The organism is uncultured Algibacter sp., from assembly GCF_947495675.1.
GTDB lineage: Bacteria > Bacteroidota > Bacteroidia > Flavobacteriales > Flavobacteriaceae > Algibacter_B.
Map to the genome: position 1 here is coordinate 54,092 of NZ_CANLZX010000021.1, position 15,094 is coordinate 69,185.

Sequence of the window (15,094 nt, forward strand, 5' to 3'; positions counted from 1 at the left end):
ACTTTTCGGCTCTTAATGTAATAGAGCCATTGTTTTTCCTAATTAATTAATTTCTTGAATGATTGATTATAGCACACACATATAGGTAACTATATTTTAATTAAAAGAAATAACATCGATGCTTTTTAACTCTATAGATTTTTTTATATTTCTTCCAATAGTTTATATACTATTCTGGCTATTTGGAAAAGATAAACCTAAAACTCAAAATATAATTCTACTTTTAGCTAGTTATGTTTTTTATGGTTGGTGGGATTATCGTTTTTTATCTTTAATAATTTTTTCCACTTTTGTTGATTACTTTGTTGGTAAAGCCATATATAAATCTTCTGATAAAAAAGTTAAAAAAGGATGGTTATGGGTAAGTATTATTTTTAATTTAGGGTTACTAGGCTTTTTTAAGTATTACGATTTCTTTGTTGACTCTTTTGTTGATGCATTTTTAATTGCTGGTTTTCAAATTGAAAGTATTTGGACTCTAAATATAATTTTACCTGTTGGTATTTCTTTTTATACGTTCCAGACGCTTTCTTATTCTCTAGATATTTATAAAGAGGACTTAAAACCTACCAATGATTTAATTTCTTTTGGTACTTATGTTAGTTTTTTTCCACAACTTGTTGCTGGTCCAATTGAAAGAGCTTCTCACTTACTTCCCCAAATAACCAAGGTAAAACATTTTAATTATAAACAATCTGTAGAAGGTCTTAAGTTAATGCTTTGGGGACTCTTTAAAAAAGTAGCTATTGCAGATTCATTGGCACTCATCGTAGACGATATATTTGCTAACCATAGTACCTACCCTTCCACGACTTTACTTATGGGAGCGATATTTTTTGGATTTCAGATATACTGTGACTTTTCTGGTTATTCTGACATTGCCATTGGTACATCTAAATTGTTTGGTGTCGAATTAATGTCAAATTTTAAATTCCCATATTTATCTAGAAGTATAGCTGAATTTTGGAGACGTTGGCATATTTCCCTTTCCACTTGGTTTAGAGATTATTTATATATTCCTCTAGGAGGATCTAGAGGTACTCGATCAAAAGCCATACGAAACGTTTTTATCATTTTTTTAGTAAGTGGTCTTTGGCATGGTGCCAATTGGACTTTTGTTGTGTGGGGTCTATTTCATGCATTACTATTTTTACCTTCGTTTTATTTTAACACTAACCGAAAACATTTAGATAATGTAAATCTATTTAGTTCTGTAAAGACTTTCTTTATTGATGGCGGCCAAATATTAATAATGTTTATATTGGTTATGTTAGGCTGGGTATTTTTTAGAAGTGAAACCCTTGCGGATTCTTTTTCATATCTCCAAAGTATGCTTTTTGATTTTACTCATTGGAATTATATTCATCCAAGAGGATATAGAATGTGGGATTATTATGTTTTAATAATTGGTTTTATAATTTTTGAGTATATCATTAGAAAAGATGAACGTAATCCACTAAATTTCAATAATAGGTTTGTACGTTTAGCGTGTTATTTATTATTAATATTTTTAATATTTATGTTTTATGATGATGCTATGGATCGTTCTTTTATCTATTTTCAATTTTAAGTTATGAAAAAATTTATTTTAAAAATAGGGTTATATTTCATATGTATATTTATAGGACTAGAACTACTTGTTAGAGTTTTCCATTTACATAAAGACCGTCCTGTTCGCTATCTAGATGAATACAATGTTGAAAAATGGATACCCAACCAAACTGGTATATGGGTTACTGGAAATCGTAGACAGAATGTTGGAGAATACAAAATAAATAATTTTGGCTATAACTCTGTTTATGATGAGTTTCAACCTAAAAAAAACAAGAAAGAAATAGCTTTAGTAGGCGACTCATTTATACAAGGTTTCCACCAAAATTACCAAAATTCAATTGGGCAAAAATTAGAAACTAAACTAAATAAAAACTATAAAGTATTGGAATTTGGTTATGCAGGTTGGGATCTTGCTGACCAATTACATATGATTAAAGCTTATGAGCATTTATTCGATGATATTGAACATGTTGTTATTTACATGCAATATACAACAGATTTAAAAAGGGATACTTATACTATTTCAGATAGGTTTTCTTTAGACACCCCTTTAAATAGATTTTTAAAAGAAATAAAAACTGTTGTTTATTTAAGAGATTTAGGATTAATGGATCCAATTACTAAAAGTATAGAAAAAATAAAAACTGTGATTAATGGAGATAGATCTGTTAAAGAAGTAGAAAACGTAAATCAAGAAAAAGAAGACCGTTTAAAACTTGAAAACTTTAAGCAGCTCGTAAAACAATATGGATATGATAAACATAAGAATGTACTGCTTTTAGATTATAGTTTATGTTCTACTCAATTTCTTGATTATCTTGAGCAGAACCAATTTAAAACAATCAATTTTAACAAATCTTTTGAAGTTTCCAAAACACCTCCAACACTTATTTATGATCAGCATTGGAACAACCATGGTAGAAACCTAATAACTAACCTATTAGAAGAATATATTCAAAATCATTAATACTATTAAACTTAATTAATAAACTTTTTGATAATTATAATATTGATGAATTTGTTTAGTTTGATGAAAATAGCCTTTTAATTCTAAGAACTAAAAAAAACAAAGTTTTGTTATTAAACATGGGCACTACAAAATTGTTATAAATAAAACTTGTTTTGCTTCCTCCCATTGATCCATATTTTAGGCTAATAGGATAAGCATCTATCTTTTTAAAGTTATTCAATATTGTTTTTAAGTCTTTAATTTTGAGAATAGAACAATTAAAAGCTTTAATACACAATGTAAAAACAAAAGCATGTTGTTTATGCTTATAAACGTTTATAACTTTATCGTAATTTAAATTTGAACTGTTAATGCTTTTTATAAGTTCACCATATTTTTCAATTGCATAAACCAAATCATTAATAAATTTTAATACATGTGCTGGCTTTTTATTTGTAGTGGCAGAATTTTCAACTTGAACAAACCTATGAACATCCATATTGACTTTAGAAATTCTATTGGTTGTTAGCAAAAGTGTCCCTGTAAAAATTGAATCTTGTAAATACCTTCCTTCAGTAAATTTAATTCCAGTATCTAATAAAAAGCTCCTTTTAATAATATACCACCAGGCTTCATTCCTGAAACGTTTTTTAGAAATATAAGTCATCCCATCCATTACTTCAATAGTTAAATCTTGAATATTTTCTGTTAATGAATTAGTAAATGAACCATCACTAACATACTTTGTGTTAAATCCTAATATTTCAAGCTTATTGCCTAATGATAACTCCAATATGCGTTTAAAGACATTTTTGGCTATGTAATCATCTGCATCAAGAAAATATATATAATCCCCTTTTGAAACCTCTAAACCTTTATTTCGAGCTGCCCCTGCTCCTCCATTTTTTTGTTTAAACAATTGAATATTTGGATACTTTTCTGCATATTCTTTAGCAATAGAAAAACTAGAATCTGTTGAGCCATCATCTACTATAATGATTTCAAATTCATTTTTTGATACATCTTGTGCTAATAAACTGTCTAGGCACCTGACGATATAATCTTCCTTATTATATAAGGGAATAACTATGCTTAATTTCATAACTATATATTTCTTATTGTTTTATATTTTAATTGTAATACTCAAGTTAATTAGATACTATAAGCTCATAGAGCTACTTTGCTATTAATTAGTATCTCTAATATAGTTTTATTTGCAAAAGGGAAATACGCATTAATTTTTTGTTTTAATAGATATATTGTATTCTGTCTGTTAAATAGAACAATTAACGACCTAAATACCCACCATCAACTGGAATAATTGTTCCTGTTATATAGTCACTTGCTGGTGATGCTAAAAATACTGTTAAACCTTTTAAATCGTCTCCATTACCCCATCGTTTCATTGGTACTCGCATAAATACTTCTTCAGTTCTTTTTTTGTCATTTATTAAAGCGGTATTTAATTGAGTATCCATATAACCAGGTGCAATACCATTTACACAAATACCTTTGGCAGCCCAATCGTTAGATAAAGCTTTAGTTAATTGCCCAACACCTCCTTTTGAAGCTGCATAGGCTGGGATAGTAATACCACCTAAAAAGCTCATTAAAGAAGCTATATTAATTATTTTACCACCGCCATTTTCTATCATGGTATTTCCAGCATATTTACAGTAATAAAAAGTGGCATCTAAATTAATAGCAATTACCTTGCTCCACTCTTCTTCTGGAAAATCTTCACTTGGGTAGCGTCTTTGAATTCCTGCAGAATTTATTAATATATCTATTGTACCTCCTAAAATTTCTAGAGCCGCTTTGTAAGATTCTTTAATTTGTTCAATCTTACTTACATCTGCTTTTAAAGGGCTTACGTTAAGTCCTTTATTTTTAAGGTCTTTACACAAATCAAATACACGATCATCAAAATCAATAACTACTGTTTGCGCACCTGCTTCAGAAATTGCTTCAACCATTGCTATACCAAGATCACCTGCTCCTCCAACAACAATTGCTTTTTTTCCTGTTAATTTAAATTGTTCTAAAATATTTTGCATTTTCATTTTTTTTGGGTTAAATCTATTTCTTATCAAAAATATAATCGTCTGTATTCCATGGTTTCAACCATTCAATAACCATATCTTCTCCATTTGGATCTTTTACTTTTAGCATGTTTTTAATATCTTCAATTGTTTGATTTATCTCAAAAATTGAATCACCTGCAGTATATATTCTATATAATACCTGTCTTTCTGTTCCTAAAAATGCTTCATCAACAGTATCGCCTTGTTTAAAACGTTCTACAACAAAATGGACATTTTTATGTGCTTTCATCTCCTCTAATCCTTCAACAGATTCAATTTTTCCACTTTTAAGAAGTACCCAAATTGAACAAGCAGCTTGGCCTTTCATCATATAATCATTTCTTTCAGAAAAATCATCTTCACCAAAAACACCTGTTAAAGCAAAGTTTATCAACATTTTTCTGTGATCAAAACCATTAATATGAGCTAAATGAATATGCGGTGCTTCACCTTGTAATCTAAAACCTGGGTCATAACTATAAAACACATTATCTTCTACAAAAAACTGCACATTAAGTACACCTGTTTTAATGTCTAAACCTTTAAACATTTCAGATAATTTAGGATGAACATCTTTCACAAAAACATCTGAGTATTTTGAAGGATAAACTGTACCTATAGCAATTGGACTAGAGTTTCCTTGTAGTCTTGTTAAATATCTATCATAAGTAGCAGAAAGGTATGGCACGCCGTCTTTAAAAGTGTAGTATACAGCCATGTCATCGCAATTTGAATCCATATATTTCTCAACCAAAACCACTCCTTTCTTAGAGTATTTTAATACATTTTTTACAGTTGATTTATAATCTTCTTCATCTCTACAAATTTTCATACCTACGCCACCGCCACTATCTACAGGTTTTACCATTAATGGTAAACTAATATTATCTGGAGTTTTAACTTCAGAATCATTGTTTAGATAAATTCCTGGAATATCTTGAACGTGATACTCTTTACAGTATCTTTTATATCCATCTTTACTACAAAATGCCTCAATGGTTTTTTCGTTTGCATAACATGGTAAACCTAATCTTTCACAGATTTCTCGGTATGGTTTCACTAAAATATCTGCTACACCTACTAATACACCATCAACATTTTTTTCTTTAGCTACTGCAACTATTCCATCAATATCAAATCCATCAATATCGAATGTTTCATCTGCATTTTTTTTTGCTGGTGCATCAGGATTTGGATCAATTACTATAGTATAAACACCCATAGAATTGGCAATATCTACCAATACAGCAGTTTCTGGGTTTCCGCCTAATATGATAAGTTTTTTATTCATTTTTAATTATATTAAATGATATTTTTATTAATTACCTATGATTTATTTAGTTAGTTTCAACATATTTAAAATCTTCATTAAAGCCTAAATGGGTTAATAGGTTTGTAATGTCGTCTTCGTTTGTGTTAATCTTTACAATTTTATTTTCATCTATACCCATAAGTGACAATTCTGTTTTAATTGCATTATGAGTATATGGATTTATTGTTGCTATAATTAAATAATCAAATTCTGAATTATTAATAGAACCAATAGCGTTAACTGAATTCTCTCCTATTTGTAAGTCATGATAGTCAACATCTATCCATTGTATTATTTTAAAGAAATTAGCTTTAACATTTGTAGACAAAATATGCTGGCCATAGGAGCCAGAACTATATACAACAACTTTAGAATTTTCTTTTACCTTTAAAAATGGATTAAAGAAAACTTTACCAAAATTATCTAATATTAAACCTCCAGATCTTATCAAAATTTGTGAATACAAGTAATACTTAATCTGTTTGTTTAAATTTTGTTCATCTAAAACACTACTTAGTTTAGACTTTAAAAAGCTCATTAATAATCCTAATCTATAATATTCTGTTTTAGGGTTTTCAATAGATTTAACTATTGAGTCATGTCTTTGCCTATAGTAATAAAGCGGGATTCTACTTACCACAAAACTTTTAGCAATAGCCAGATAAGAATATGTTATTGCAGCATCTTCACCCATAATAATTTCGTTTGGTACATCAAACAATATATTATTAAGCAATTCTCTTTTAAAAAGCTTATTCCATACGTATGTAGAAACGCCATGTTTACAAAATTCACCATTATATATGGCATTTGGTAAGATTGTGTTTTTTACTTCTTTCTCATTATATATACCCGCAGTTGCTGGTTTAATAGTTTCTATTTTACCATCAAACTCTCTAAAATGACCTGTTGTAACTAGATCGGCATCATTAGCCTCGGCAAGCTTAAACAAAGTATCTAGATAGAATTTATCAACCCAATCATCACCATCAACATATGATATATATTTACCCTCCGCTTTTTCTAAACCAGCTTTTCGAGCACTTAATAATCCTCCATTTTGTTTATGAATAACTTTTATTCTAGAATCTTTTTTTGAATATTCATCACAAATTTCTGGGCAATTATCGGGACTACCATCATCAACTAAAATTAGTTCAAAGTTGAAAAATGATTGATTTAAAATACTTTCAATACATTCTGGCAAATACTTTTCAATTCGATAAATTGGAACAATTACACTAATATCAATTGTATTCATAAATTTAATTTAATTTAATTCAACATAAAACAACCCGCCTCCATATACATCATCTTCAGAGTCATCTTTGGCTGTTGTGATATATAAGTTAGAATAATTATCAAAACAACATGAAGTAACGTTTTTACAAGGTAATTTTATTTCTTCTATCTTTTCACCATTTATTGGATTCCATTTAGATATACAACTTCCTCCCCACTCGGCAATCCAAAGCATTCCATCTTGGTCTATACACATGCCATCAGGACTTGCTGCACCTTTGAATTCTATTACATTTGATTTAAATGCAACATCACCTGTGTTTATGTCATAAGAATATTTTGCTACTTTTTTTGTTGGTGTATCAATAAAGTATAGAAACTTACCATCTTTAGAAAAGGCCAAGCCATTGGAAATGGTAGTATCTTTAATAATAGTCTTATATTTTCCTTTGTAATATGAGTAAACCTCACCTAAATTTTCTTTAACTTCAGGAAACCCCATTGTACCAATAATAATCCTGCCATTAGAATCTTTTATGCCATCATTATATCTTACAGAATCATTAATATCAATTTGAAAAACAAATGTCTTTTTTAATGTATTAAAGTCAACTTCAAAAAATCCATTTTTAGAAGAAACAATAATTTTTTTTCGTTCTAATAAGAAAACACAACTTACAGGAGAATCTAGTTTTAAACTTAAAATTTCTTTAGTTTTAGGATTATAGCAATACACCAAACATTCTAAAATGGATACAAAATAAAGGTAGTTATTTTCAATGTCAAAAACAGGACCTTCTAGAAGTTTTGAATTAGAATGAAAAACTAAAGATGGAGTCATAAAAATAGTTATATATATTGGCCGGCAGTTACTCTAACTAAAGAACCAGTTGTCATAGCAGATTCATCTGAAATAAAATGCATTACAGCAGGTACAGGATCAAAACGATTACACATACGTCCCATTGGGAGGATTTTTGCAGCTTTATTTTTTAGTTCCTCTTCTGTCATACCCTCAGAGTCTCTTAATTCTAATTCTCCTTCAGTATTTGTCCAACCCATTACTACATAATTCGATCGAACTCCATGTTGAGCATAATGATGAGCAATATGAGTTGACAATGTGTAAAGTGTACTCTTGGTAAGCGCATATGCTGCTCTATTTTTCATTCCGTAATCCATGTGGGCAGAGCCAAAGAAAATAATGGAGCCTGTTTTGAATTCCATCATAGATTTTAACACATGCTTTATTAAGAAATATTGAGATTTAAGGTTGATATTAAAAACGCTATCAAAAACATCTTCTTCTGTATCTATTATAGATGCTACTGGAGTTACTCCAGAATATAACACTAATGCATCTATACTATTAAATCTTTTAATTGTTTCGTTGAAAAAATTTTCTATTTCATTAATAGTATTTAAGTCAACTTCATGAAAATAAAGCCTATCAGAAGCATCTAAAGAATTAATAATTTCATTACCTTCTTCAAGTTTTCGTCCACAAAAAGACACATTATAACCTTTTTTTAAACAGGATTTAAGTATTTCGTTTCCAACACCCTTAGTTCCACCCAAAATCATTACTGTTTTCATATATATTTCAATTTATAATGTTAATAGTTTATGACAACGTCCAAATCTAATTTAATTAAATCTAGATTGAATATTTTTATCTATATAAAGAAATTAAATTCGTTTAAATGGACAACAGTTATTTTTAAAGGAGAATTATGTTTTTAAGCTTAGGGTTGCAATTAATTATAAACTATAATCATTAGATTTATTTATAAAAAATCTATGTTCAAATATAAAAAAATAAACCTATTGTATTAATGTTTAAAATATAAAATTTATAAATCTGTAATTGTAATATCAAAAAAATAAAATTTCACTAAATCTCATATAAATTTGTGAAATAATAATACAAATCATAATGAATATTATAGCCATTACTTTATATAATTACTGGTCAAAAAAGAGGTTTTAGCTTTTAAACGAAAAAATTAAGGTTTACAATCTTAAAAATGTAAATTTGTGCTTTAATTATATAAAAATAGTATGTACAAAAATTATATTAAGAGATTATTAGACATAGTTGCATCTTTAATTGGTTTAATCATTTTATTACCAATTATATTACTTTTAATACTTATTTTATTTATTAGTTTTAATGGTAATCCATTTTTTCTGCATCCAAGACCTGGCAAAAACGGTGTAATATTTAAGGTTATAAAATTCAAATCTATGAATGACAAAACTGACGATAAAGGAGAACTTTTACCTCACAATCTTAGAGTTACAAAAACAGGAGATTTTATAAGAAAATTATCTCTTGATGAGCTACCTCAACTTATCAATGTTTTAAAAGGTGATATGAGTTTAATTGGTCCAAGACCTTTAGAGGTTCGTTACCTACCATTATACAACGATTTTCAAAAACAAAGACATAATGTAAAACCTGGTATTTCTGGTTGGGCTCAGGTTAATGGTCGTAACTCTGTTTCATGGGACGAAAAATTTAAGATGGATGTTTGGTATGTTAAAAACATCTCTTTTATAACAGACTTAAAAATTATTATCCTTACAATTAAAAAAGTATTACTAAGAAAAGATGTTAATGCTAGTGAAACTCTAAATATGGCTCCTTTTTTAGGTAACAAATAAAACCATTCATGATGTTTAAATTGGTATGAAAGTTGTAATATATATTATTAAAAAGTTGAAATTAAAACGAATCATATTTTACAAAAAAAACCGTCATTTAATTTAATATAACATAAAAATAAATCCAAATTTTCCCTAAAATTAGATATATCCAAGTAATAAAAGCTAACGCATTATAATTTGCAAAACGGCTTCATATTACTTTTGTAATGAAAAATTAACAATTAATAGCAAAAAAATTAGTGAAAATAGAATTTATAAAAGAAAAAAAAGAATGGAATGATTTTTTAAAAAGTGTAGATGATTATGATTTTTATCACACATATGACTATCATCAAATTACCAAGTCAAAATCAGATGAAGCTGTATTAATTAAATATACTAATAATAATATATTTATTGGGCTACCTATATTAATAAGAAAAATAAATGGCACGTCTTATTATGATGCTATTTCAGTTTACGGATACTCAGGACCAATTTGTAGTAAAACACCCATTAATTTTGACACTTCAAATTTTGAAAAGTATTTACTTGATTTTTTTGTAGAAAAAAATATTATTAGTGTTTTTGTGAGGTTAAACCCCTATTTAGAATTCCAAAATATACTCTTTACTAATTTAGGAGAATCTTCATACTTTGGCGAGTTATCATATTTAGGAAAAATAGTTAATATTAATTTAACAGATTCATTAGAAGAACAAAAGCAAAAATACCAAAAAAGAATAAAAACACATATTAATAAGGCTAGCAGACTTTTAACTATAAAAACAGCAGAAACCAACGAAGATTTCGAGAAATTCAAAATTCTATATAGCGATAACATGAAACGTTTAAAAGCTAAAAAGCAATATTTTTTTAGCGATGATTATTTTGAAAAATTAAACACATCCAAAGATTTTAAAACAGAAGTACTACTTGCCTTTGATAATGAAACAGGAAAAGCAATAGCAGGCGCTATGTTTATTAAAACAAATAAAATGATACAGTATCATCTTTCTGGTACCGACGAGGCTTTTTTACACTTAAACGCAACTAAATTAATCATAGACCATATGAGATTAAAAGCAAGTGAAGAAGGATATAAAAACTTTAATCTTGGTGGCGGTTTAGGTGCAAATGAAAATGATTCTTTATTTCGATTTAAATCATCATTTTCAGATGAATACCATCCGTTTTTTGTATGGAAACTTATTACTAATTTAAAAGCTTACAAAGAAATCTGTAGAAAAAATAAAATCAACTACAAAAGCTCTTCATTTTTCCCTTTGTACCGATTAAAAGAATGGGAATAATTTTATTGAATTTTATAGAAATAAATTTTTAACAAAAGAATAATGGACAAAAACTTAAATAAAGAACTCTATTCAAAGGAATTATTTAAAGTTTGGTCTGAAAAAAAAGATTTATTATCAATAGAAGAATATTTTATAAATAAATACTTAAACAACAAAAACAGCAATATTATTGAAGCTGGAACTGGTGGTGGCAGAATAATATTTGAAATTGAAAAACTTGGATTTACAAATCTAGAAGCTTTTGATTATGTTGAGAAAATGATACATTTTTGTAATGAAAAGAAAAAAAAATCAAACTCATCAATTAATTTTAAAACAGCCGATGCAACTAATCTAATTGATTATGGCGATAATAAATTTGAATATCTATTATATTTACAGCAGGTTTTATGTTTTATAGATATTGATAATTTACCAAAAGCTCTTGATGAAGCCCATAGAATAGGAAAACAGAATAGTATCTATCTTTTTTCATTTTTAAATTGGGAATCAAAATTTTACAACCCAATTCTTAGTAAATTGGTGAATTTTTTTAGATTCGTAAGAGGAGAAAAGATTGACAAATACAAACTACCATGGCTAAATATTAATGGAAATATAAACTGGAGGTTTTTAAATAAAAATCAACCTCAAAACACATGGTTTAAAGAAGAAATTATATTGGAAATTTTAAACAACTGTGGTTTTACTGTATTAGAAGCTAAAAGCCGATTAAACTCTAAAGATAAAGCTGGTCATTTACATATAGCTTGTAAAAAAAGAATCTAATATTATTTAACCTTAACCAAATAATGGCTAATCCATTTTCATCTGATACTTTTCAAAAAACTTGGAAAAAAGCTTTTATACCAAGCAAAGCTATTGAATCCTTTAGTTTTATTGAAGGCGTAAACTTTTATAAAAGTAACTTTAATCTTTTTTACTTCAATATTGGTAAAAACTTAACAAAAGGTAATAGTTATATTATACGTGATTTTAAAGACTACAAAAATAAAACACTAATTGTTTATGATGTAATTACTGGAATTAATAACACAAACACTACTAATAATAAAATTGGAATACTTAAATCCAATCAATACCCTGGATTTTTAATAAACATAGATCATTTCAATTCTGTTGAAGAATACCTTCTTAAAACTTTTAGTAAAAATACACGCATGAAAATGCGTAAATACACAAATAGATTAAACACTTGTTTTAATATTAGCTCAAAAATGTTTTTTGGAGCTATTGACAAACAAGAATACGATGCGCTTTTTAAACATTTTATGAGATTGCTAGAAAAAAGATATTCTGAAAAGCAAATTACTTATAACAATATGCAAACTTCTGAGTGGAATTTCTACACAGACGTGGCTTACCCTTTAATTTTAGAAAAAAAAGCATCACTATTTGTTATATATGACAACAACACTCCTATCGCAATTACTTACAACTACCATACAGAGGATTCTCTTATTGATGCCATTACTGTATTTGATATTGATTATTCTAAGTTTAATATTGGTTATGTAAATAATTTAAAACTTATAAATTGGTGTTTTGAAAACAATATTAAAATTCTAGATTTTTCTAAAGGATATTTCGATTATAAAAAAAGGATGTGTACAAGTGAATATCATTTTGAATATCATATCATCTATGATAAATCCTCAATTTTCTCTAAAATTAAAGCACATTCATACCATACATTTTTAGAATTTAAAACTTATTTAAGAAATAAAGGTTTTAATTCAAAATTTCATGAATTCACCTATCGTTTAAAAAACAATACTCCATCTAAACTAAGTTTTGATGCTGAAATAACCGAACTTAGCAATCTTCCATCTAACTTAATTTTAAGCAAATTAGATATTAAAAATGATTCAGAATATGAATTTTTAAAAAGACACATTAATGACTTTTTGTATCTCGTAACTAAAACTTATAAGGATATTGAATTATACAAAGTAAATGATATGCAGCATACTTATATTTTAGAAAGCGATACACTTATTCTGCAACTAAAAGTCGCAAAACCATAACAAACTTTATACTATATGGGTAAAAAAATTATAATGATTGTAGGAGACTGGAACTATCCTAAAATGGTGTACCACAATTTACAATCGGAATTTAATATCGAAAATATTATTATTGATAATGGAGAAAGTACTTCTACTTTAATAAAACGTAGAATTAAAAGACTTGGATTCATTCATGTTATTGGTCAGTTATTATTTAGAGTTATTGCTGTTTCATATATAAATGCGACTTCAAAAAAGCGATTTAAAGAAATTTTCAATAAGCACCATATCAAGGAAGCTGAATTTGAATTAGAAAAAACAACTAAAGTTTCATCTATCAATTCTGACGAAGGCCGTAAACTTTTAAATAAATTAAATCCCGATATTGTTGTAATTGTTACAACTAGAATTTTGTCAAAAAAAACATTAGAGTGTGTTAATGCAAAATTTATAAATGTTCACGCAGGCATTACACCTTTGTACAGAGGCTTACACGGTGCTTATTGGGCTTTAATAAATAAAGATGAAGAAAACTGCGGAGTTACTGTACATTTAGTAGACGAGGGCATTGATACAGGTAATATTTTATACCAAGATACTATAACAGATAGCATTACTCCAAAAGATAATTTTATGACTTATACATTCTTGCAACTTGCAAAAGCGTTACCGTTATTAAAAAAATCTATTCGAGATATACAATTAAACAATATTAAAAGTATTGCGAACACTAAAGAGCAAATTGATAATAAACTATACTACCACCCTACTTTATGGTTTTATTTATATGGCAGGTGGTTTAAAGGAATAAAATAAATTTTTGCTTAAATAGAAACTTTAGCAAATTTTAATTCCTATTCTTTAATTTCCTTTTTCACAGTATTAATTAAATCGCCTATATTTTCCATAGCCATTAAATCCATTAATTTAAATTTAATATCAAAGGATTTTTCAATATCATTCATAATAAGTAAATGTGTAATAGACTCCCAACCATCTACATCTTTAGCCGTAGTTGTTTCGTTTAGCTGAAAATTATCATGTTCAAGTACTCTAATGAATGATTTTCTTATGATAGTTAAAATTTCTTCTTTGTTCATTTTAAATATTTATCAAATTTCGTAATTTATTTCTATCAATTTTTCCGTTTGTATTATGAGGAAAATTATCTAAAAAAAAGACTTTTTTTGGAACCATATAATCTGCAAGTTTCAGTTGTAAATAATCCATTAAATTCCTTGTGTCAAATTTAAAACTTTCTACAACCAATACAAGTTCATTATTATTCTTTGTGTTTTTAACATCTAAAACAATACTGTTTTTAAATTTCGTATCTATATGATTTCTAACATGGTACTCAACCTCACCTAACTCAACACGATAACCACCAATTTTTACTTGAAAATCTTTTCTTCCAACATACATATAAAATCCATCCTTATCTTTAAAACACAAATCGCCAGTTTTATAAAATCGTTTAAACTCACCCGCAGCTGTTTTATGTGTAAAAAATGAAGCGTCATTTAATTCTTTATTTTTCCAGTAACCAGATGTTAACTGCTCTCCAGAAAGACACAACTCGCCTGCAATATTATTTGTAAGAACTTTGCCCTCACTATCAATTATTAAACAAGTTACATTTTTAAATGACTTACCAATTGAAACAACCCCATTATCAGATTTTACACCCTCACCAATCTTGTAATAATGACTACATACTGTAAATTCTGTTGGGCCATAATGATTTAATATAACACTATTTGGTACACATTTCGCCCACTCAGAAACAACGTCTTTATATAATTTTTCCCCTCCAAATATTGAATATCGAACTGATGGTGCATTAATTTCAGGAAAGTAAGGCCTCAAATAATATATGATTGAAGGCACCATTTTTAATACAGTTAACTTATATTTTTGCAAAAGTTTAAAGACAGACAAATATTTTATGACATATGATGAAACAGTATAAAAACAAG

The 15,094-nt window shown here is 27.6% G+C and carries 15 protein-coding genes; 7 read left to right on the forward strand and 8 right to left on the reverse strand.

The window, feature by feature from the left end; all coding sequences use genetic code 11:
• Nucleotides 1-118: 118 nt before the first annotated feature.
• Nucleotides 119-1,570 (forward strand): MBOAT family O-acyltransferase, encoded by a 1,452-nt coding sequence (locus Q0842_RS13945; protein ID WP_298499372.1) that lies wholly within the window; start codon nucleotides 119-121, stop codon nucleotides 1,568-1,570.
• 3 nt (nucleotides 1,571-1,573) lie between these two features.
• Nucleotides 1,574-2,521, forward strand: coding sequence for a hypothetical protein (locus tag Q0842_RS13950; protein WP_298499375.1), 948 nt, complete (start codon nucleotides 1,574-1,576; stop codon nucleotides 2,519-2,521).
• Between the two features lie 55 nt (nucleotides 2,522-2,576).
• Here the strand turns inward: Q0842_RS13950 and Q0842_RS13955 are convergent, their stop codons facing one another.
• The 6 genes from Q0842_RS13955 to Q0842_RS13980 all read right to left on the reverse strand — a co-directional run bounded on the left by Q0842_RS13955 (nucleotide 2,577) and on the right by Q0842_RS13980 (nucleotide 8,737).
• The gene (locus tag Q0842_RS13955) at nucleotides 2,577-3,605 is read right to left on the reverse strand and encodes a glycosyltransferase (protein ID WP_298499378.1); all 1,029 of its coding nucleotides are present in this window, start codon (nucleotides 3,603-3,605) and stop codon (nucleotides 2,577-2,579) included.
• 184 nt (nucleotides 3,606-3,789) lie between these two features.
• Nucleotides 3,790-4,560, reverse strand: a complete 771-nt coding sequence (locus tag Q0842_RS13960) for an SDR family oxidoreductase (protein ID WP_298499381.1) — start codon at nucleotides 4,558-4,560, stop codon at nucleotides 3,790-3,792.
• A gap of 22 nt (nucleotides 4,561-4,582) precedes the next feature.
• A complete protein-coding gene (locus Q0842_RS13965; RefSeq protein ID WP_298499384.1) occupies nucleotides 4,583-5,878 on the reverse strand; it encodes a carbamoyl-phosphate-synthetase in 1,296 nt (431 codons plus the stop codon).
• Nucleotides 5,879-5,924: 46 nt separating this feature from the next.
• On the reverse strand, nucleotides 5,925-7,160 hold the full coding sequence (locus Q0842_RS13970; protein WP_298499387.1) for a glycosyltransferase family 2 protein: 1,236 nt from the start codon (nucleotides 7,158-7,160) through the stop codon (nucleotides 5,925-5,927).
• Nucleotides 7,161-7,169: 9 nt separating this feature from the next.
• Nucleotides 7,170-7,982 (reverse strand): SMP-30/gluconolactonase/LRE family protein, encoded by an 813-nt coding sequence (locus tag Q0842_RS13975; RefSeq protein ID WP_298499391.1) that lies wholly within the window; start codon nucleotides 7,980-7,982, stop codon nucleotides 7,170-7,172.
• Nucleotides 7,983-7,990: 8 nt separating this feature from the next.
• Nucleotides 7,991-8,737: an SDR family oxidoreductase gene (locus Q0842_RS13980; protein ID WP_298499394.1), complete on the reverse strand. Its 747-nt coding sequence runs from the start codon at nucleotides 8,735-8,737 to the stop codon at nucleotides 7,991-7,993.
• A 465-nt stretch (nucleotides 8,738-9,202) separates the two neighbouring features.
• Between Q0842_RS13980 and Q0842_RS13985 the strand changes: the two genes are divergently transcribed.
• The 5 genes from Q0842_RS13985 to Q0842_RS14005 all read left to right on the forward strand — a co-directional run bounded on the left by Q0842_RS13985 (nucleotide 9,203) and on the right by Q0842_RS14005 (nucleotide 13,931).
• Entirely contained in the window at nucleotides 9,203-9,808 is a 606-nt protein-coding gene (locus tag Q0842_RS13985) for a sugar transferase (RefSeq protein WP_298499397.1), read from the forward strand.
• A gap of 242 nt (nucleotides 9,809-10,050) precedes the next feature.
• Entirely contained in the window at nucleotides 10,051-11,103 is a 1,053-nt protein-coding gene (locus Q0842_RS13990) for a peptidoglycan bridge formation glycyltransferase FemA/FemB family protein (protein WP_298499400.1), read from the forward strand.
• A gap of 42 nt (nucleotides 11,104-11,145) precedes the next feature.
• Complete coding sequence (locus Q0842_RS13995) at nucleotides 11,146-11,874, forward strand: class I SAM-dependent methyltransferase (protein WP_298499403.1); 729 nt, start codon at nucleotides 11,146-11,148, stop codon at nucleotides 11,872-11,874.
• Nucleotides 11,875-11,897: 23 nt separating this feature from the next.
• The gene (locus Q0842_RS14000) at nucleotides 11,898-13,133 is read left to right on the forward strand and encodes a GNAT family N-acetyltransferase (RefSeq protein ID WP_298499405.1); all 1,236 of its coding nucleotides are present in this window, start codon (nucleotides 11,898-11,900) and stop codon (nucleotides 13,131-13,133) included.
• A 15-nt stretch (nucleotides 13,134-13,148) separates the two neighbouring features.
• On the forward strand, nucleotides 13,149-13,931 hold the full coding sequence (locus tag Q0842_RS14005; protein ID WP_298499408.1) for a formyl transferase: 783 nt from the start codon (nucleotides 13,149-13,151) through the stop codon (nucleotides 13,929-13,931).
• Nucleotides 13,932-13,969: 38 nt separating this feature from the next.
• On the opposite strand, the gene Q0842_RS14010 is transcribed toward Q0842_RS14005, so the two are convergent.
• Both Q0842_RS14010 and Q0842_RS14015 read right to left on the reverse strand, forming a co-directional pair.
• Nucleotides 13,970-14,215 (reverse strand): acyl carrier protein, encoded by a 246-nt coding sequence (locus tag Q0842_RS14010; protein WP_298499413.1) that lies wholly within the window; start codon nucleotides 14,213-14,215, stop codon nucleotides 13,970-13,972.
• 1 nt (nucleotide 14,216) lies between these two features.
• Nucleotides 14,217-15,094 (reverse strand): AMP-binding protein (locus tag Q0842_RS14015; RefSeq protein ID WP_298499416.1); only part of this gene is annotated, 878 nt, incomplete at its 5' end.